Below are 18,514 nucleotides of genomic sequence, written 5' to 3' on the forward strand. Positions count from 1 at the left end.
GGGAGGCGCCGTGATCGTCTGCTGCTCACCGGCACGACACGCCGGAGGAGTTGCCGGTCAACAACAAACGATCATGCTCGGTGCGGCTCCCGCAACGATCAGTCCTGCCGGGTTGGTTGTCCGGGGCCCGACGGCCGTCAACGTGGGGAGTGGAGCCGAATGTTGGATCAAGCGTCGGTTCTGGCGATGTTCCGAAACCACCGGACCCCCGACCGGAGGTTGGCCGATCTGATCGCCCACGTCGTCGGAGCCGAATCGGTGCCAGCCGAGGTGCAGGTCACGGTGATGCCGGGGGAGTCGATCTACTACATCTATTTCGGGCGCCGCATTACCGCCGGCGAGGCCGGGATCGAGGTGGTCGGCATCGACTCCTTTATGGAGGTGATGAGCGGTCATCGGGGCCGGGAGGTGGGTCTGTTCCGCGTCGGCAGTGAGCGGGGCTGGCTCCTCGCCGCCTTCGATCTGGAGGCACGAGAGCTGCTGGCCTGCGTCGGGAAGTTCACTACTGAAAAAGACGTACCGCTTGCGCGGTAGGAGTGTCGCGAGCAGTCTCTCGCGCGCCACGCTCTCCTTCTGGGTGGCGAGGTGGCGTGGGTCTTCGTGCGCGCACTACGGCTCGTCGGTGGCAGCCGCGACGGCGTCAGTGGAAGATCATGGAATCCCACGGGCGGTGAGGCGAACATCGCCTGCCCTGGCACTCAGGGGCGATCGACGACATAGTTGCCGCGTCCGGTGAATGTCACGACCATGCCGCGATCTCGGAGCGCCCGGATGGCGGCCCGTACGGTTCCCCGGCTCCCGCCGTACTGCTGTTGAAGATGGCTCTCGCTCGGCAGCGGCTGGCGGGGATTCAGCCTTCCTGCCTCGAGCTCCTTGGCGAGGAGGACTGCCGGCTGCACGTTGAACGCCAGCGGGGACATCTCGTCAACCATGTGCCGGACCTTAGCGCGGGCGGCTTTGTGGACCCTGTTCGGTCGGTCGCCCTGCCGGTGCGCGCCGTCGTATTGAGACGAGGAGGTCAGGAGGCCTCCGGCATTTTTCCGGTTACGTAAGTCCCCTTACCTTGTCGGCCCTGAAGTTCGCCGGTGATTTGAAGATGCTCGATCGCGCGTCTTACCGTTCCGATGGAGCAATCGTACTTTTCTGCGAGTTCTGGCAGGGAGGGGAGCTTGTCTCCCTCCTTGAGTTGCCCCGAAGCTATCGACTTCCTGATGTCGTTGATGACGACTCGGAAGGTCGGGATGTAGCCGCTCATCACCCTAGTAGATCAGTGTGCACCGATGACCATGTCCAGTATGTCACTTCTTTCAGCAGTGATAACTCTGTCTACTCTGCTAGTAGAGTGGGCTGCGCCAGGATGGATGCTCAGCAAGGAGCGGTATGCCCAGATGGAAGTGGTACCAGCGCCCCGGTAGGCCCGTTGACCACGTGGCAGGTGCACCGAGCGTCAAAGGGCAGTCGGGCGACGCCCTACGGGCGCGGCGAGACCAACCCTTGCCGCTGGGGCAGGCACGTGAGGGTCGCAACCAGAGGTGGGCCGTGGTGCCCCCGCAGAGGCGACCAGAGTCATCGTTAGAGGCGGAAGCCCCGCAGCGTGATCTGCCGCCATCGAAGCCCCTGATGCGCCGCCCTGACGGAGGCACCCATGCGTGGTGACGAACCTACGGTGAGCTGGGGAGAGCGGATCGAGGAGGCCGAGCGGGAGGCGGCCAGGCAGCGACTGCTCGCCCTGGCCGAGGCGGAGCGCGTACCCGTGGAGGAGACCACGCGGGCGGTCCCCGACCGGCGGTGGCGGCGTGACCAGCGGTGACGAGCCGATCGGTCGTCGGGTTGCCCGCTGGCGGGCGCGGCGGCGGCTGACCCAGCAGATGCTCGCCGACCGGCTCGGCCGGTCGAAGAGCTGGGTGGACAAGGTCGAGCGGGGCGTGCGCGCGCTGGACCGGTATGCGGTGATCCAGGAGGTCGCCGAGGTGCTGCGGGTCGACCCGCTGGTGCTGCTCGGCGAGCGCCGCCCGCTGCCGTCGACCGGGGCCGGCCGGCTGGACGGGGTCGACGGGATCCGGGCGGCCCTCGCCCGCTACGACGTGCCGCACCCGACGGGGTCCGTGGCGGAGACGGGTCGGCACGTGGGGCACGCCTGGCTGACGTTCCAGCACGCGCGGTATGACCAGGTGATTCGCCTGCTGCCGAGGCTGCTGCACGCCGCACAGGGTGTGCGGGCGGCGGAGCCGGAGCTGCTGGTGCAGGCGTACCGGATCGCGTCGTCGGTGCTGGTGAAGCTCGGCGAGGCCGACCTCGGCTGGCTGGCCGCCGACCGGGCGGTGGCCGCGGCCGGCGGCGACCGCGTGCTGGCCGGGGCGGCGACCATCTCGGCAGCCCAGGCGCTGCGCGCGCTCGGCTACGACCGGCTGGCGCTGGTGGCGGCGCTGGCCGCCGCGCACCGCATCGCGCCCGCGCCTCCGCCCGGGCCGGAGACGTCACCGGAGGGGCCGGCGGTGCACGGGACGCTGCTGCTCCAGGCCGCGCTCGCCGCCGCCGGCTGCGGCGACGCGCACCGCGCCGGGGAGCTGACCGCCCGGGCCGCCGAGGTCGCCGCCCGGGTCGCCGCCGATGACCCGCACCGCACCGGCTTCGGGCCGGTCGTCGTCGAACTGGCCGAGGTGGTGGCGGCGGTCGAGCTGGGCGAGGCCCGGGCGGCCGTGGTCCGGCACGAGCAGGTGGTACGGCGGGACGCGTGGCGGCTGCTGCCCGCCGAGCACCGCGCGGCGTACCTGGTGGACGCCGCGCGGGCGTACCTCCAGGTTGGCGACCCGGGTGGGGCCGGGCGGGCGCTGGTTGACGCGGACGGCGTCGCGCCGGCCGAGGTCCGGTGCCGGCCGGTGGCGCGTACGGTGCTCGCCGAGGTGGCGTCGGCGCGCCCGGCGCCGGCCGGCGTGGCGCGGCTGGCGACGCTGGTCGGCCTGTCCCGGTGACCGCCGAAGCCCGGTGGCCTCCGCTCTTTCCCTGATCGAGCACGATCTTCGCCCGACATCGACTCTCGACCCGGCCGTGTGCCGACGGGCGGGGCGCAGGTCCCGATTCCCCGGTGCCCCCGCCGGTGTCGGCCGTTGCGGCTATCCTGCGCCGGCGCGTCGGGGCCGGCCCAGCGGCGGGGCCGGTGTGCGTGGCGGCCACCGGGCGCGGAGGGGGTCACGTGGTGGACGATGCGACGGCTGCCGAGGAGTGCCGGGCGGCCGGCCGGCAGGTCCTGGCGGCGGCGGGCGCGCAGCGGGAGACCGCCCTGCGGCGGCTGGCGCACCTCGGCGCGGCCCACCCCGCCCTGCGGCAGGACGCCGCAGACGCCGTGTGCGGATACCTGCGTACGCCGGCTGACGGTCCTGCGGGCCTTGAGGCCGGCGGGCGGCGGGCGGCGGTCCGGGTCCTTGCCGGACTGCTCCGGCCCGACGCGGGCGTGCCGGCGGTCGGCGTCGACCTGGCCGGGGCGACCCTCGTCGACGCCGACTTCGGCGGCTGCGAGCTGGCCGGGGCCCGGTTCGACGACGCCCGGTTCATCGGGGCGACCTCGTTCGACGGGGCCCGGTTCGCCGGCGAGGCGATCTTCGCCCGCGCGCTCTTCCACGACGGGGCCCGCTTCGACGGGGCCCGCTTCGCCGCCGACGCCGTGTTCGGGCGGGTCCGGTTCCGGGGGCCGGCCAGCTTCGCGGGCGCTGACTTCGGCGGGATGGCCTGGTTCGGGCGGGGCGAGGAGGAGCTCTGGGAGGACGACCCGGCCTGGGACACCATCGAGGAGGTCCGGCCCGCCGAGTGGGACGAGCCGAACGAGGACGACCCCGGCTGGCCCGTCGCGGTGCTGATGGGCGACTACCAGGAGTGGACCGAAGGCGGCGACGGGGCCCGCTTCGTCGGCCCGGTGTCGTTCCGTCGGGCCCGCTTCGCCGGCCCGGCCTGGTTCTACCACGCGCGCTTCGGCGCGGAGGCGACCTTCGGCGGGGCGTGGTTCGGCGGGCCGGTGCACCTGGACCAGCCGGCCGTGGACCTCACCGCAGCCCGGTGGGCCGGCTCGGCCGACGACGAGCCGGTGTGCTGGCCCCTCGGCTGGACGCCGGGCCCCGCCCCAGACGGCGCGAACGGGCTGGTCAGGGCGGAGGAACTGGCCGCCGCGTCGGCCGCTCCGGAGGGTTCGGCCGCCCCGGGCGGCGCGGTGCTCGTGCCCGACGGCTCCGTCGCGCCGTACGCCCGCCAGCTCGCCGACCCCGATCCCGACGTGCGGCGGGTCGGTCTGCGCGTCCTCGGCGAGTTGGGCGATGCGCGACCGGAGCTGCGCCAACGGGTCGTGGACGCCGTCTGCGGCTACCTGCGTGCCCCGCTGCCGTTCCCCGTGGCCGGCGACCTGACCGCCGCGCAGGCCGGCGAGGTGGAGCTGCGCCGCGCCGCCCAGCGACTCCTCGCCGCCCGCCTGCGCCCCGGACCGGGTGGGCTGGGCGAGCGGGGCGGGCCGAACGAACCGGGTGGGCTGGGCGAACCGGGCGAACCGGGCGGGTCGGCTTCGGGGGCGGTGCACTGGGCGGGCATGAGCCTGTCGCTGTGCGGCGCGACCCTGGTCGACCTCGACCTCAGCGGCTGCGTGGTGGACCACGCCGACTTCACGGCCGCCCAGTTCCACGGGGTCACCCGCTTCGACGGGGCCACGTTCCAGGGCGCGGCGTTCCGCCTCGGCGGCCCGGAGGGGCGCGCCTCCTTCCACGGCGCGGCCACGTTCGCGGGCGCGCGCCTCGACAGGTTCCGCGCCCCGGCGGAGATCCTCGCCGGGGTGGCCTTCCACACCCCCCACGACCTCCCCACCCCCACCCCGTCCTGACCCCCGCGCCCCGCCCGCGCCCCGCCCGCACCCCCGTCCTCCGCGATCTTGCACTTGCGGCCCCCGCATAACGGCTATAACGGGCGAAACGGGGGCCACAAGTGCAAGATCGCGGGGGTTGGCCGGGGCTGGCCGGGGCGGGCCGGGGGGCGGGGACGGGGTGGGTATCTTCTCGGTGTGACGGGTGATCGGGGCGAGGGGCTGTTGCTGGGGCGGATCGCCGGCGAGGCGTGGATCGTCGACCTGCTGCGCCGGTTCGACTTCGACCTGGACCGGGCGGCCGACGGGCCGCCGGAGGCGGTGCACCTGCCCGGCGGCGAGCCCCTGGAGATGATCGCCGGCGACGCCTCGGGTGGGGCGTTCATGCTGGTGGGCGACGGAGTCACCCGGCCCGTGCTGTACGTCGGCTCGGAGGGGGAGGGCGGGCTGATCGCGACCGACCTGCGCGCCGCCCTCGCCCTCGTCGTCGGGCTCTCCAGCATCCACGACGCGACGAGCGTCCCGTACGGTGACGACGGCGGCGCGCGGCTGCGGGAGTGGCTGGCCCGCACCGACGAGGAGATCCGCGAGGACTGGCCGGAGCTGGACGCGGAACGGGCGCGGCTGCGGCAGGCGCTCGACCTGCCGGAGGCCGACGGGCTGCTGGAGGCGCTGCACCGCCTGGCGGCCGACGAGGACTACCGCCCGGTCAGCGGCGCCGGCGACCGGTACGAACCGATGGTCGACGTGCCCGGGGCGTAGCCGCCGGAGGCACCGCCCCTTCGAATCGCCCGCGCCGTCAGGCCGCCGAAGCGCCGACCGACGCCGGCCAGCCCGTCGCCACCGGGGAGGGCCGACCCGTCAGGTCATCCCGTAGCCGAGTTCCTCGGCGGCCACCGACCAGAAGCGGTTCTCGTGGTCCACCGACGCCGGGTCGAGCTGCCGGAACCGGTCGGTGAGCCGCTCGCCGACCGCCTCGAGGTCGTCGTCGGCGTCGTCGGGCAGCGCGTGGGCCTCCGCACGGGCGGCCAGGTACGCCTCCGCGCAGGCGACGAGCGCGGCGAGGGTGGAGTTCACCGGCTCGGATCCGTCGTCGTCGACGAGGGAGACGGCACCCGTGGCCGGGTCGACGACGAGGCGGGACAGCCCCTCGTCCTCGGCGAGGACGACCCCGGTCGAGTCGGCGCGGGCGGCCGGGAGCCAGTCCCCGGGGTAGGGAAGCTGCTCCCCGAGGGACCGCAGCCGGGCGAGGGCGACGTCGATCGCCGCGTCGGTGTTCGGCACCGCCCCACCCTAGCCCCGGCCGTCGGGCCCGCCGGGCGGGGCTCTGGGCCTGGTCCCGGGCCCGCCGGGCGGGGCTCTGGGCCTGGTCCCGGGCCCGCCGGGCGGGGCTCTGGGCCTGGTCCCGGGCCCGCCGGGCGGGGCTCTGGGCCTGGTCCCGGGCCCGCCGGGCGGGGCTCTGGGCCTGGTCCCGGGCCCGCCGGGCGGGGCTCTGGGCCTGGTCCCGGGCCCGCCGGGCGGGGCTCTGGGCCTGGTCCCGGGCCCGCCGGGCGGGGCTCTGGGCCTGGTCCCGGGCCCGCCAGGCGGGGCTCCGGGCCCGGGCCCGGCCGGTCAGGGGATCGGCCACTCGTGGACGGGGCGGTTGCTGTGCATCAGCTCCACGTAGTGGCGGACGACCTCGCGCAGCGCCTCGGGCCGGTCCAGGTGGTCGGCGGACTCCAGCCGGTGCAGGGTCTCCACCTGCCAGGTCGCGCCGTTGCGCCCGGTGAGGCAGCGCTGCTCGATGATCCCGAGCAGCCGGTCCCGCTCGGCCGGGTCGAGCCCCCACCGGTCGAGGCCGTGGTGGGCCAGTGGCAGCAGCCGGCGCAGCACCAGCTCGGTGACCGGCAGGTAGCCGAGGCCGGGCCAGAAGACCTGGGCGTCGATGCCGTGCCGGGCGCAGGCGTTGAAGTTTTCCTCGGCGGCGCTGAAGGACATCTGCGACCACAGTGGCCGGTCCGACTCGGCGAGGGCCCGGACCAGCCCGAAGTAGAACGCGCCGTTGGCGACGGTGTCGAGCACGGTGGGGCCGGCGGGCAGCACCCGGTTCTCCACCCGCAGGTGGGGCCGGCCCTTGTGGACGTCGTACACCGGCCGGTTCCAGCGGTAGACGGTGCCGTTGTGCAGCCGCAGCTCGGCGAGCTTCGGCACGTCGCCCCGGGCCAGGGCCTCGGCCGGGTCCTCCGGGTCGCACACCGGCAGGAGGGCGGGGAAGTAGCGCACGTTCTCCTCGAACAGGTCGAACACGCTGGTGATCCAGCGTTCGCCGAACCACACCCGTGGGCGTACCCCCTGGGCCTTGATCTCTTCCGCCCGGGTGTCGGTGGCCTGCTGGAACAGCGGGATGCGGGTCTCGCGCCACAGTTCCCGGCCGAACAGCAGCGGCGAGTTCGCGCCGAGGGCCACCTGGATGCCGGCGACGGCCTGGGCGGCGTTCCAGTGGTCGGCGAACTGCGTGGGGCTGACCTGGAGGTGGAACTGGGTGCTGGTGCAGGCCGCCTCCGGGGTGATGGTGTCGGCGGTGACCGCGAGCCGCTCCACCCCGCTGATGGAGATCCGCAGGTCCTCGCCGCGCGCGGCGAAGATCTGCTCGTTGAGCAGCTTGTAGCGCGGGTTGGCCGACAGCGTCTCGGCGGTCAGGTGCTCCGGGCGCAGCGTCGGCAGGATGCCGATCATGACCATGTGCGCGCCGACGTCCCGGGCCTTGGTCTCGGCGGCGTTGAGGCTGGCCCGCACGTGTTCCTCGAACGCGGCGGTGCCCGTGCCGGCCAGCCGGCGCGGCGCGACGTTGATCTCCACGTTGAACTGACCCAGCTCGGTCTGGAAGCTCGGGTCGGCGATCGCGGCGAGCACGTCGGCGTTGCGCATCGCCGGCAGGGACCCGTCGTCGACCAGGTTCAGCTCGATCTCCAGGCCGGTCATCGGCCGTTCCACGTCGAAGCGGGACTCCCGGAGCATCTCGGCGAAGACGTCCAGGCACCGGTGCACCTTCTCCCGATAGCGCGCCCGGTCCTCCCGACTGAAGGTGCGCGCCGCGACTTCCTCGCCCATGGTCACCGCCCTGTCACCGTTGGTTCCCCCAACCTCGCACGCGGCGGCGGCCCGGGGAAGACCCGAAGGTCCCTCTACGTACCCACCTGTGGCCCGCGTGATCCCCGTCGCCTCCGCCTCCCGGTCGGCCGGGCCGTCGGGCGGGCTGGTTAGCATGGCCGGCAACCGGTGGGGGAGACGATGCGCGAGAAGATCACGAAGCTGTTCGTCGCGGCGGCGGTCGCCGAGGCGTGCTCCTGGCTGGCCCTGCTGGTCGGCATGGCCGTCAAGTACGGCCCGCCGGGCAACGAGATCGGCGTGAAGATCTTCGGCCCGATCCACGGCGGCCTGTTCGTCGCGTACGGCGTGCTGGTGCTGGCCGTCGCGCGGCTGCACCGGTGGCGGGCGTGGCCGACCCTCGTGGCGCTGGCCTGTTCGGTGCCGCCGTTCGCCACCCTGGTCTTCGAGCGCTGGGCGGCCCGCCGGGGCATGCTGCGCACCGCGCCGGCCCCGGAGCGCCCCCGTACCCCGGTCGGCTGACCGCCCGGCGCGCTTCCCGTCGGGCGGCGCGGGGCTCAGGCGAGCAGGACCGGCGCGCCTCCCGTTGGCGGCGCACGCTCAGGTGAGCAGGATCGCCGCGCCGATCACGAGGACCAGCAGCGCCCCCAGGACGGCCTGGAGCAGCAGCGGCGGCCCGAGGTGGCTCCACAGGGTGGCGTGGCGGGGGCGCAGGAGCTGCCCGGTGGTGAGGTTGACGATCTGCTCGACGCGCGGCGGCAGGTCGGGATCCTGCGGCTTGAGGGTGATCTGCACCCAGTCGGCCGGGTGCAGCGCGCTCTGCGCCAGGTGCCCGTGCAGCTCCACCTCGCACAGCTGGTCGTTGGAGTCGCGCAGCCGCAGCGGGGTGACCAGGAACTCCGGCCCCTTGCGCAGCTCCTTCCAGGTGCGCCGGGCGCCGCCACCGCCGCTGGACAGCAGCGAACGGAACGCCAGCAGCAGCAGCCCCATCACGCTGGCGGCCGTCACCACGGCGACGAGCACGGGCTGGCCGATCTTCAGCTCACGCGGGTAGCCGTCGAGCAACCGGACGACGCGGCCGGTGACGATCCGCTGCGTCGGGCGGGCGATCCGCCGGTAGTCGAGGTCGCCGTCCATTGTCCACCACCGAGAGTCGTTCACCACGGAGAGTCCGATTCGCTACACCGATCGTATCCGCCGGGGCGGCCGAACGACATGAATGAACGCGAGTCATGTTCGTGGCGGGTCGCGGCGGCGGGAGCCGACGCCGGACGCCGGCGGGAGCAGCAGGCCAGGCGACCGGGCCAGGTGACAAGGCGACCGGCGCGGGTAAGCGGGGGGCCGAGCCGGAAAGGGGTCGAGCATGCAGCTGTCCTTCCTGCGTCCGCTCTACGACCGTCCCGGGCCGTGGTGCTCGGTCTACCTGGACGCCTCCCGGGACACCCACGACGCCCGCCCCGCGCTGGACCTGCGGTGGCGGGCCATCGAGGGGCGACTGCTGGAGCAGGGCGCCGACGCGCCGACCGTGGACGCCGTCGAACGCGTCGTCCGCGGCCACGACCCGATGCCGGGCGACTACGGCATCGCCGTCTTCGCCACCCGGGGCCGGGCGGTGCTCACCGAGTACCTGTCCGCCCCGCCGCTGCGGGACCTGGCGACCGTGTCGGAGCTGCCGCACACCATGCCGTTGCTCGCCCAGCGCGGCGAGCAGGTCGCCTGGGTGCGGGTGCTGGCCGACCGCAGGGGCGCGGACGCCGTGGCCGTCAGCGCCGGCGGGGTGCCGCGCCGCGCCCACGTCACCGGCCGGGAGGACTTCCCGCTGCGCCGCGTCAACGCGGGCGGCTGGTCGCACTCGCGCTACCAGCGGGCCGCCGTGGAGGCCTGGCACCACAACGCCGGCGACGCGGCGGCGGCCACCGTGGAGCTGGCCGAGAAGGTCGGCGCGGAGGTGGTGGTGGTCGCCGGCGACGTGCGGGCCACCGGCATGATCGCCGCCCAGCTTCCGGAACGCTGGCAGGACGTGCTGGTGCGCACCGACGCCGGGTCGCGGCACGCCGGGGCGGACCCGGCGCTGATGGACGACGTCACCGTGCAGACCATCGCCGAGGTGGCCGACCAGCGGGTCACCGCCGCGCTGGACCGCTTCGGCGTCCAGGAGGACGTCGGGGCGGGCCTGGACGCCGTCGTGTCGGCGCTGCGCCGCAACCAGGTCGACACGATGCTGATCGTGGACGACCCGTCGTCGACGGCCCAGCTCTGGGTCGGCCCCGAGCCGACCGACATCGCCACCGACGCGGGCCAGCTCACCGCCGTCGCGGTGGCCGACCCCCGGCGGGTACGCGCCGACGCGGCCCTGGTGCGGGCGCTCGTCGGCACCGACGCGGAGCTGACCGTGCTCGCGCCGGACGAGGCGCCCGAGCTGACCGACGGGGTGGGCGCGGTGCTGCGCTACGTCGACGCCGCCACGCCCGGCCGCTCACATGGCTGAGCGTACGGTCGCCGACCTGGTGGTGGAGCGGCTGCGGGCGTGGCGGGTGCCGCGCGCCTTCGGGTGCCCGGGCCCCGCCGTCGCCCCGGTCGTCGCCGCCCTCGACCGCGCGGGCGGGGACCCCGCGTTCGTCCCCGCCCGGCACGAGGAGACGGCCTCGTTCATGGCCAGCGGGCACGCCAAGTTCACCGGCGAGATCGGCGTCTGCCTGGCCACCCAGGGCCCCAGCGCGGTGCACCTGCTCAACGGCCTGTACGACGCCAAGCTGGACAGCAAGCCGGTGGTGGCGATCGTCGGCGAGGACATCGACGGCCCGCTCGGCGGGGCCCACGAGGAGATCGGCCTGAGCCGCCTCTTCGGCGACGTCTGCAACCAGTTCGTCCGCTACGGGCGCACCCCGGGCCAGGTGCCGGCCGTGCTGGACCAGGCGTTCCGCACCGCCGCCGCCACCCGCAGCCCGACCTGCGTGGTGCTGCCCCGCGCGGTGCAGGTCGCCCCGGTGCCCGACCTGGTCCCGCAGTTCGCCGGCGTCGTGTCGGCGACGCCGGGGGAGCCGCTGGCGCGGGTGCTGCCGCACGACGCCGACCTGGCCGCCGCCGCCTCCCTGCTCGGCATCGGCGACCGGGTCGCGATCCTGGTCGGGCAGGGCGGGCACGGCGCGGCCGCCGAGATCGTGGCGCTGGCCGACCGGCTCGGCGCGGGGGTGGCCGCCAGCCTGCTCGGCAAGCCGGTGCTCGACGAGCGGCTGCCCTTCCACGCCGGCGTGCTCGGCGAGGTGGGCACCACCGCGGCGGCGCAGCTCATGGGCGGCTGCGACACCCTGCTGCTGGTCGGCACCAACGACCCGTGGACCGACTACTACCCGCTGCCCGGCCAGGTCCGCACCGTCCAGATCGACATCGACGGCCGGCGGATCGGCAACCGGTACCCGGTGGACGTGCCGCTGGTCGGCGACGCCACCGAGACGCTGCGGGCCCTGCTGGCGCGCGTCCCGGACCGGCCGCGGCGGGCATGGCGGGAGACGGTGGAGGCATCGGTGGACCGGTGGCGTCGGGCGGCGGCGGCCCGCGCCGCCGAGCCCGCCGGGCCGGTCAACCCGCAGCTCGTGCTGCGCGAACTCTCCGCCCGGCTGCCCCGGGAGGCGGCCGTCGCCGTCGACGTGGGCTCGATCGTCTACTGGTACGCCCGGCATCTGGAGCTGCCGCCCGGCGTCACCGCCCACCTCTGCGGCACCCTCGGGTCGGCCGGCTGCGCCCTGCCGTACGCGGTGGCGGCGAAGCTCGCCCGCCCCGACCGGCCGGTGCTCGCCCTCGCCGGCGACGGCGCGATGCAGCTCAACGGGCTGGCCGAGCTGATCACGGTGGCCCACCACTGGCGGGAGTGGCCGGATCCCCGGCTGGTCGTGCTGGTGCTCAACAACCGCGACAACTCGGGCGTGGGCGACGGCCGCCCGCCGTCCGGGGTGGCCGACCGGCGTCCCGACGTCCCGTATGCCGGCTGGGCCCGCCTGCTCGGCCTGCACGGGGTCCGGGTGGACCGGCCGGAGCTGATCGGCGCGGCCTGGGACGAGGTCCTCGCGGCGGACCGGCCGAGCGTGCTGGAGGCCGTGGTCGACCCGACCGTGGCGCTGCGCCCCCCGGAGCCGGCCCTGGCGGACCTGCGCGGCCTCTTCGCCGACGGCGAGGCGGCCCGGCGGGTGCGCGGTCGGATGCTCGACAACCGGGTCGCCGTCGAGGCGGAGGACCTCGTGTAGCCCGCCGGGCCACGCGCGCGACCGACGGCACGCCGGGCGGCGTGGCGGTTCCCGGGATGCCGGAGGCCGCCGCGCCGCCCGGCGTTCGCGCGCCGGACGGCGACCCGTGGTCCCGGCTCCGGACGACCCGCCCAGCGGGCACGCGCGGTGGCGGACGCCCCGTTTAGACCCCATCGGGACGGGAAGCCGGGCCGCGTGGTGAGCGAACGAGGCGGGTCCGGACCGACGCACACGGCGCGCCGGGACCTCATGGCGGACGGGGCCGGACTTGCCGGCGACCGGGTGATGACGGCGGGCAGCACGGCCCGGATCATGGTCGCCGCGGCGGTGCGGGCGCTGCGCGGGGAGGACTGCGCCGACCTGCGGAACCCGGGCGCGCCGTCCCGCTTCACCGGGGCCCCCGAGCCGGTGCGCCGCGGCGCGGCGGCGCGGGCGGCCGGACGGGTCGCCCTCACCCCCGCGCAGGCGGCCGAGGTCGACGCCGAGCGGGTCGCCCGGTGGATCGTCGACCAGTACCCGCGCCGGTGCTACCCGGGCGTGGTGCTCGGGTCGCCGCACGGCGCGGCCGTGCACCTGGCGGTCGCCCTCGGGGTGCCCTGGCTGCCGGCCGCGTTCGAGACGACGGTGCACTGGAGCGGCGGCGCGGTGGACCGGCCCGCCGCCGCCCTCGACCACGGCGCCGCGCTCGCCGGCCGGCTGCTGGCCGGCAACCCGGACGTGCACGTGCGCCAGGTGCACTGCCCGGCCAGCCGGGGCCCGTTGTCCGGGGCGACCGTCTCCCTCCTGGTGCGCTGGCAGTCGCTGCCGGCGGCGTACGCCCGGTTCCTCGCCGACCGCCTCGCGCCCGACGGCCCGGTGCTGCTGCTGCGCGACGCCCGCACCTGGCCGGTGTACGACGCCGGGCGGGGGCACAGCTTCCAGGCCGGCTCCCCGGCCAGCGGCCTGGACCCGGTGGACTTCGACCCGGACTCGCACGCCCTGCGCCAGGTGCTCCGCTCCGTCGGCGGCGACGGGGCCCGCTGGCAGCCCCCGGCGGTCTCCTGCCCGCTGGGATACGCCGAGCACGGCGTGGAGCCCGGCTTCGAGCTCGCCGTCCGGGACTGGGCCGGGCGGCGCGGGAACGGGGTGCACCGGGTGCTCGTGCCCCGGCCGGAGGCGCTCAGCGCCGCCGTGGCCGACCTGTACCGGGGATGGCTGCGGCGGGCCGGCAAGACGGGCGACCGCCTCGTGGTGGAGTGCGGGCGGCTGCTCGACCCGTGGCAGGTGGTGCGGGCGGGGCTGGTGCCGTACTGGTGCGAGAACGCCACCCGGCGCAGCGTCGACGCCGCCGAGTGGTGGCTGGCCGGCAGCGAGCCGTTCAGCTCCGTGGACGTGCTCCCGGAGTCGCCCGGGATGCGCTCGCCGGCCCTCGCGGGCCTGCCGCAGTGGCTGGCCGTGGCCGCGTTCGGCCGCCGCCGCCGGGCCCTGGACCGCACCGCCGCCCGGGGCTACCCGGTCGCGGCGGTGCCGACCCGCCGGGCCACCGAGGTGCTCCGCGCCCAGCCGTACGACCTGCCGGCCCCGCCGCCGCTGCCCGCCGCGACCGCCGTCGAGGCGTTCCGGGTCGGCGGCGCCCGGCAGGGCCTGGTGGTCGGCTGACCGGTCCGTCCGCCGGGCCGCCGGCCGCTGCGCCACCGGCGCGCCGCAGTCGCCCGCACCGACCGGCCGAAACATCCTCGCGAACCCGGGCCGGCGTGATTGAGTACCTACGGAGCGGGAACACCGCTGGCTGCGACGGCCCGGCCCGGCCAGGCTGCGCAGCCCGCCGTCGCCGCTCCTCGACGGATCCCGTCATGTGACCCACTTCCGGCCCGGTGCGTGGCTCGACCACGCGCACGTCCGGTTTCCCGACCCGGGCGGGGGACCTTCCTGAGGGAGGCGCGGATGTTCGGACAACCCAGCACGACCACGGCACCACCCCCCACCGACCGGGGGCTGGAGGATCTCGACGCGGCGGCGCTGGCGTACGCGGCGCGGATCGAGGGCCTGCCCCCCGAGCGGCGGCAGGAGGCCCGCGACGACCTGGTGCGCTTCGCGTTGCCGTTCGCCGGGCGGCTCGCCCGCCGCTACCGGGGGCGGGGCGAGCCGCTGGAGGACCTGGAGCAGGTGGCCCGCCTCGGGCTGGTCAACGCGGTCGACCGGTACGACCCGGAGCGGGGCTCGTTCACCGCGTACGCGGCGATCACCATCGTCGGCGAGATCAAACGCCACTTCCGGGACCGGACGTGGGGGGTGCACGTGCCCCGCCGGCTGCGCGACCTGATCCTGGAGGTGGGCCAGGCCACCGCCGCGCTGACCAGCGAGCTGTCCCGGGCCCCCACCGTCGCCGAGCTGGCCGAGCGGCTGGAGACCCCGCAGGAGGAGATCCTCGCGGCGCTGGAGTCGGCGGCCGGCTACAGCCCGGCCTCGCTCAACGCGCCCGTCGGCGGGGAGAGCTCCGCCGAGTTCGGCGACCTGGTCGGCGAGAGCGACAACGCGCTGGAGTCCGTCGACGACCGGGTGACCGTCAGCGGGCTGCTGCACCGGCTGCCCTGGCGGGAGCGGCGGATCCTGGCCATGCGCTTCTACGGCAACCAGACCCAGGCCGAGATCGCCGCCCGGTTCGGCATCTCCCAGATGCACGTCTCCCGGCTGCTGTCGCGGGCGCTGACCTGGCTGCGGCAGGCGATGCTGGCCGACGCCCCGCCGCCGTGGCAGAACGGCCCGGCCGAGACGGAACCGGTGACCAAGCGCGGCTGAGGCGCAAGGAAGGGCCCCCTCTTAACGCCTGAGGTAGAGAGGGGGCCCTTCTCACACCACCCCTTCGCTTGGGGCGGGCTCAGCGCTCCGTCGAGTCGCCGCGGCTGTGCGGGTGGCGCCACCGTTCGTTCTCCTGCGGGGCCCGATCCATCGCGTCCGGCCCGCCCGGCTCCGGGGCGTCGGACTCGTCGAAGCTGGGCCGGCGGACCTCTTCCGGCTCCGGCACGTCCACCGGCCGCGCGCCCGACTGCGGCGCCGGCTGGTACGCGACGGCCTCGCGGGCGCCGTGCGCGCCCTCGGCCGCCGGCGACTCGGGCAGGTGCCGCTCGTGGTGCAGCTCCTCGGCGAGGCTCTGCGGCGGCTTCGTGGTCCGCTGCGGCAGGTCCCGGCCCAGGTCGGCGACGAGGCGGCCGTACTTGGCGTCGAATGCGGGGCGCTCGGAGCGGATCCGGGGCATCCGGTCGAAGTTGCGCAGCGGGGGCGGGCAGGTCGTGGCCCACTCCAGCGAGTTGCCGAAGCCCCACGGGTCGTCGACCGTCACCATCGCCCCGTACCGCCAGGACTTCCACACGTTGTAGATGAAGAACAACGTGGACGCGCCGAGCACGAACGACCCGACCGTGGAGATCATGTTGAGCGTGGTGAAGCCGTCACCGGGCAGGTAGTCGGCGTACCGGCGGGGCATGCCCTCGGCGCCGAGCCAGTGCTGCACCAGGAACGTGGCGTGGAAGCCGACGAACATCGTCCAGAAGTGCAGCTTGCCCAGCCGCTCGTCGAGCAACCGCCCGGTCATCTTCGGGAACCAGAAGTAGACCCCGCCGAACGCGGCGAAGACGATGGTGCCGAACAGCACGTAGTGGAAGTGCGCCACCACGAAGTACGAGTCGGTGACGTGGAAGTCGACCGGCGGGCTGGCCAGCAGGACCCCGGTGAGCCCGCCGAGCAGGAACGTGACCAGGAAGCCGACGGCGAAGAGCATCGGCGTCTCGAAGGTGAGCTGCCCCTTCCACATGGTGCCGATCCAGTTGAAGAACTTCACCCCGGTGGGCACCGCGATCAGGTAGCTCAGGATGCTGAAGAACGGCAGCAGCACCTGGCCGGTGGCGAACATGTGGTGCGCCCAGACGCTCATCGACAGCACGGTGATCGCGACCGTGGCCAGCACCAGCCCGGTGTAGCCGAAGATCGGCTTGCGGGAGAAGACCGGGATGATCTCGGTGATGATGCCGAAGAACGGCAACGCCACGATGTAGACCTCGGGATGGCCGAAGAACCAGAACAGGTGCTGCCACAGCATCGGGCCGCCGGTGGTCGGGTCGAACACGTGCGCGTCGAGCAGCCGGTCGGCGGCCAGGGCGAACAGGGCGGCGGCCAGCAGCGGGAAGACCAGGATCACCAGGACGCTGGTGAGCAGCATGTTCCAGGTGAAGATCGGCATCCGGAACATGGTCATGCCGGGGGCGCGCAGGGTCAGGGTGGTGGTGATCAGGTTGACCGCGCCGAGGATGGTGCCGAGACCGGAGACGGCCAGGCCGACGATCCACAGGTTTCCGCCGATGCCGGGGGAGTGCTCCATCCGGCTCAGCGGCGTGTACGCCGTCCAGCCGAAGTCGGCGGCCCCGCCCGGGGTGGCGTAGCCGCCGACGACCATGGTCCCGCCGAACAGGTAGAGCCAGTACGCGAAGGCGTTGAGCCGGGGGAACGCCACGTCCGGCGCGCCGATCTGCAACGGGACGATGTAGTTGCCGAACGCGAACACCAGCGGCGTCGCGAACAGCAGCAGCATGATCGTGCCGTGCATGGTGAACGCCTGGTTGTACTGCTCCGGGGAGAGGAACTGTAGGCGCGGCCGGGCCAGCTCGGCCCGCAGCAGCAGGGCCAGCACCCCGCCGATGAGGAAGAAGACGAACGAGGTGACCAGGTAGAGCAGGCCGATCTGCTTGGCGTCTGTCGTCCCGAGCAGCTTGATCAGCTTCGCGCCGGGCAGCGCCGGGCGGACCGGGCCGGGAAAGCCGCCGAAGCGGGCCGGCGCGAGGATCGCGGGCCCCCGGTCTCGGGCAGGCTCCGTGGTTACCCGCTTGGGCATGCTTCTCACCCCGTCGGTGGCGACAGAAAGGGACGGGCGTGCCTACCCGCCCCTCTCCCTATGTAACCAGGCGAGAGCGGTAATTTCGGTCAATTCGCGGGCGACGCGGGTCGACGGCCGCCGGCACAGTCGCCTCAGGTGGCGGGCAGCATCGCCCAGACCACCTTGCCGTCGACCACCGGCGCGCTGCCCCAGCGCTGGGTCAGCTCCCGCACCAGCAGCAGGCCCCGGCCGCCCTCGGCCCGCAGGTCCGTCCGGGTCGCCGCCCGCGCCGCGGCCCGGCTGCCGTCGGCGACGGCCACCTGCAGGTACGGCCGGCGCAGGGTCAGCGTGACCTGCATCGGGGTGCCCGCATGTCGTACCACGTTGCCGACCAGCTCGCTGAGCACCACCGAGGCGGGGCCGACCAGGTCCGGCAGGTGCCACCGGCCGCACGCGTCGGCGACCAGCTCCCGGGCCCGCCGGCACGCGCCCGCCACCGGCTCCAGGCGCATCCGCAGCCGGGGCGCGGCGGCCGCCCCCGCCGTCCGGGCCGCCTCGGCGCAGTCCCGCTGCACCGGCAGCCCCCGGCACGCTGCCGACCCGGTCAGCCAGCTCGCCGCGCGCGCCGGTGGCGCGCAGAGCACGACGGGCACCGCCGGCCAACCGGCCGCCCGGCGGGCCGCGGCGGCGAAGACCGACAACGCGAGCCCGTCACGCACGGTGAGGTCGTGGAGGTCTACCACCAGCGCGTCCGGCTGGGCGGTGAGGCAGCGGTCGAGCACCCGGTGCACCGTCCGCATGGTCGCCAGGTCGAGCGCGCCGGCGACGCGTACGACGGTCACCGGCGACTCGTCGCGGACCTCGCAGGTGATCCGGCTCGGCATTGCGCGGTCCTCGTTTCCGTCTCGGGGTGACCCGGACGTACCCGGCGCGACGCCGGGCGAAACGGGACTGCTGACGGGTGCAGCGGGACGGCGGGCGCGGTCAGCGGCGTCGGCGGTCACGCGTGGTGAGCACGCCCAGCGCGATCATGCCGGCGCCGAGGAGCAGGTGCAGCCAGTTGTCGGCGTCGTTGACGGGGATGAAGTTGGCGCCGCTGCCGTGGTCGACGACCAGGCCGTAGAGCCACAGCACGAGGTAGACCGCCCCGCCGCCGATCAGGAACGTCCGCGCCCCGGCCCAGGTGCGCGACAGCGCCAGGCCGGCCAGCCCGAAGGCCAGGTGCACGGCGTTGTGCAGGACGGAGACCTGGAACACCCCGAACAGCTTCGCCCCGGAGCCGTGCCCGGCGAAGCGCAGGTCGCCGAAGTCGGTGGTGACCCCCGGGACGAAGCCGAGCAGCCCGACCAGGAGGAAGACCACGCCGACGGTCGCGGCGGCGCGCCGCACCGGCGCCCGGCCGTCGGCCGGGTTGCGTCGGGCCCGCGCGTGGGCCATCGGACCGGCCACCACGACCTCCTCACCGCCGGGTGAAGAGCCCGGCCGGGCCGCGGGTTCCCGCCG

18 protein-coding genes are annotated in these 18,514 nt (G+C 74.9%); 10 read left to right on the forward strand and 8 right to left on the reverse strand.

What is annotated here, in order from left to right; genetic code table 11:
* Positions 1-159 precede the first annotated feature (159 nt).
* Entirely contained in the window at positions 160-534 is a 375-nt protein-coding gene (locus HDA31_RS11920) for a hypothetical protein (RefSeq protein ID WP_178065113.1), read from the forward strand.
* A gap of 164 nt (positions 535-698) precedes the next feature.
* On the opposite strand, the gene HDA31_RS11925 is transcribed toward HDA31_RS11920, so the two are convergent.
* Positions 699-932 carry a GntR family transcriptional regulator gene (locus HDA31_RS11925; RefSeq protein ID WP_178065114.1) on the reverse strand — a complete coding sequence of 78 codons (234 nt, stop codon included), beginning with the start codon at positions 930-932 and terminating at the stop codon, positions 699-701.
* A gap of 86 nt (positions 933-1,018) precedes the next feature.
* Positions 1,019-1,255 (reverse strand): GntR family transcriptional regulator, encoded by a 237-nt coding sequence (locus HDA31_RS11930; protein ID WP_178065115.1) that lies wholly within the window; start codon positions 1,253-1,255, stop codon positions 1,019-1,021.
* Positions 1,256-1,645: 390 nt separating this feature from the next.
* Here HDA31_RS11930 and HDA31_RS11935 point away from each other — a divergent pair, with 390 nt between their 5' ends.
* From HDA31_RS11935 to HDA31_RS11950, 4 genes are all read left to right on the forward strand, one after another.
* Positions 1,646-1,810, forward strand: coding sequence for a hypothetical protein (locus tag HDA31_RS11935; RefSeq protein WP_178065116.1), 165 nt, complete (start codon positions 1,646-1,648; stop codon positions 1,808-1,810).
* On the forward strand, positions 1,797-2,972 hold the full coding sequence (locus HDA31_RS11940) for a helix-turn-helix domain-containing protein (RefSeq protein ID WP_178065117.1): 1,176 nt from the start codon (positions 1,797-1,799) through the stop codon (positions 2,970-2,972). Before HDA31_RS11935 ends, HDA31_RS11940 begins: the two co-directional genes overlap by 14 nt.
* Before the next feature lie 221 nt (positions 2,973-3,193).
* Positions 3,194-4,858: a pentapeptide repeat-containing protein gene (locus HDA31_RS11945; RefSeq protein WP_178065118.1), complete on the forward strand. Its 1,665-nt coding sequence runs from the start codon at positions 3,194-3,196 to the stop codon at positions 4,856-4,858.
* Between the two features lie 177 nt (positions 4,859-5,035).
* The gene (locus HDA31_RS11950) at positions 5,036-5,599 is read left to right on the forward strand and encodes a hypothetical protein (protein ID WP_178065119.1); all 564 of its coding nucleotides are present in this window, start codon (positions 5,036-5,038) and stop codon (positions 5,597-5,599) included.
* 99 nt (positions 5,600-5,698) lie between these two features.
* Here HDA31_RS11950 and HDA31_RS11955 read toward each other — a convergent pair whose 3' ends face one another.
* Both HDA31_RS11955 and HDA31_RS11960 read right to left on the reverse strand, forming a co-directional pair.
* Positions 5,699-6,121: an SUKH-4 family immunity protein gene (locus HDA31_RS11955; RefSeq protein ID WP_219824909.1), complete on the reverse strand. Its 423-nt coding sequence runs from the start codon at positions 6,119-6,121 to the stop codon at positions 5,699-5,701.
* 327 nt (positions 6,122-6,448) lie between these two features.
* Positions 6,449-7,927, reverse strand: a complete 1,479-nt coding sequence (locus HDA31_RS11960) for a glutamate-cysteine ligase family protein (RefSeq protein WP_178065120.1) — start codon at positions 7,925-7,927, stop codon at positions 6,449-6,451.
* A gap of 180 nt (positions 7,928-8,107) precedes the next feature.
* Between HDA31_RS11960 and HDA31_RS11965 the strand changes: the two genes are divergently transcribed.
* Complete coding sequence (locus tag HDA31_RS11965; RefSeq protein ID WP_074473307.1) at positions 8,108-8,446, forward strand: DUF3817 domain-containing protein; 339 nt, start codon at positions 8,108-8,110, stop codon at positions 8,444-8,446.
* Between the two features lie 78 nt (positions 8,447-8,524).
* Here the strand turns inward: HDA31_RS11965 and HDA31_RS11970 are convergent, their stop codons facing one another.
* Entirely contained in the window at positions 8,525-9,061 is a 537-nt protein-coding gene (locus HDA31_RS11970) for a hypothetical protein (RefSeq protein WP_074473309.1), read from the reverse strand.
* A 226-nt stretch (positions 9,062-9,287) separates the two neighbouring features.
* Between HDA31_RS11970 and HDA31_RS11975 the strand changes: the two genes are divergently transcribed.
* The 4 genes from HDA31_RS11975 to HDA31_RS11990 all read left to right on the forward strand — a co-directional run bounded on the left by HDA31_RS11975 (position 9,288) and on the right by HDA31_RS11990 (position 14,943).
* A complete protein-coding gene (locus HDA31_RS11975) occupies positions 9,288-10,412 on the forward strand; it encodes a baeRF2 domain-containing protein (protein ID WP_074473311.1) in 1,125 nt (374 codons plus the stop codon).
* A complete protein-coding gene (locus HDA31_RS11980) occupies positions 10,405-12,165 on the forward strand; it encodes a thiamine pyrophosphate-binding protein (protein ID WP_178065121.1) in 1,761 nt (586 codons plus the stop codon). The genes HDA31_RS11975 and HDA31_RS11980 overlap by 8 nt, the downstream gene beginning before the upstream one ends.
* Before the next feature lie 249 nt (positions 12,166-12,414).
* Entirely contained in the window at positions 12,415-13,803 is a 1,389-nt protein-coding gene (locus HDA31_RS11985; RefSeq protein WP_178067498.1) for a hypothetical protein, read from the forward strand.
* 285 nt (positions 13,804-14,088) lie between these two features.
* The gene (locus tag HDA31_RS11990) at positions 14,089-14,943 is read left to right on the forward strand and encodes a SigB/SigF/SigG family RNA polymerase sigma factor (protein WP_074473317.1); all 855 of its coding nucleotides are present in this window, start codon (positions 14,089-14,091) and stop codon (positions 14,941-14,943) included.
* A gap of 79 nt (positions 14,944-15,022) precedes the next feature.
* On the opposite strand, the gene ctaD is transcribed toward HDA31_RS11990, so the two are convergent.
* The 3 genes from ctaD to HDA31_RS12005 all read right to left on the reverse strand — a co-directional run bounded on the left by ctaD (position 15,023) and on the right by HDA31_RS12005 (position 18,448).
* Positions 15,023-17,029 (reverse strand): aa3-type cytochrome oxidase subunit I, encoded by a 2,007-nt coding sequence (gene ctaD / locus HDA31_RS11995; RefSeq protein ID WP_178065122.1) that lies wholly within the window; start codon positions 17,027-17,029, stop codon positions 15,023-15,025.
* Between the two features lie 134 nt (positions 17,030-17,163).
* Positions 17,164-17,895, reverse strand: coding sequence for an ATP-binding protein (locus HDA31_RS12000; RefSeq protein WP_178065123.1), 732 nt, complete (start codon positions 17,893-17,895; stop codon positions 17,164-17,166).
* Positions 17,896-17,995: 100 nt separating this feature from the next.
* Entirely contained in the window at positions 17,996-18,448 is a 453-nt protein-coding gene (locus HDA31_RS12005; protein ID WP_178067500.1) for a DUF4383 domain-containing protein, read from the reverse strand.
* Between the last annotated feature and the right edge of the window lie 66 nt (positions 18,449-18,514).

Origin of the sequence: Micromonospora carbonacea (assembly GCF_014205165.1) — a bacterium.
Taxonomy (GTDB): domain Bacteria; phylum Actinomycetota; class Actinomycetes; order Mycobacteriales; family Micromonosporaceae; genus Micromonospora; species Micromonospora carbonacea.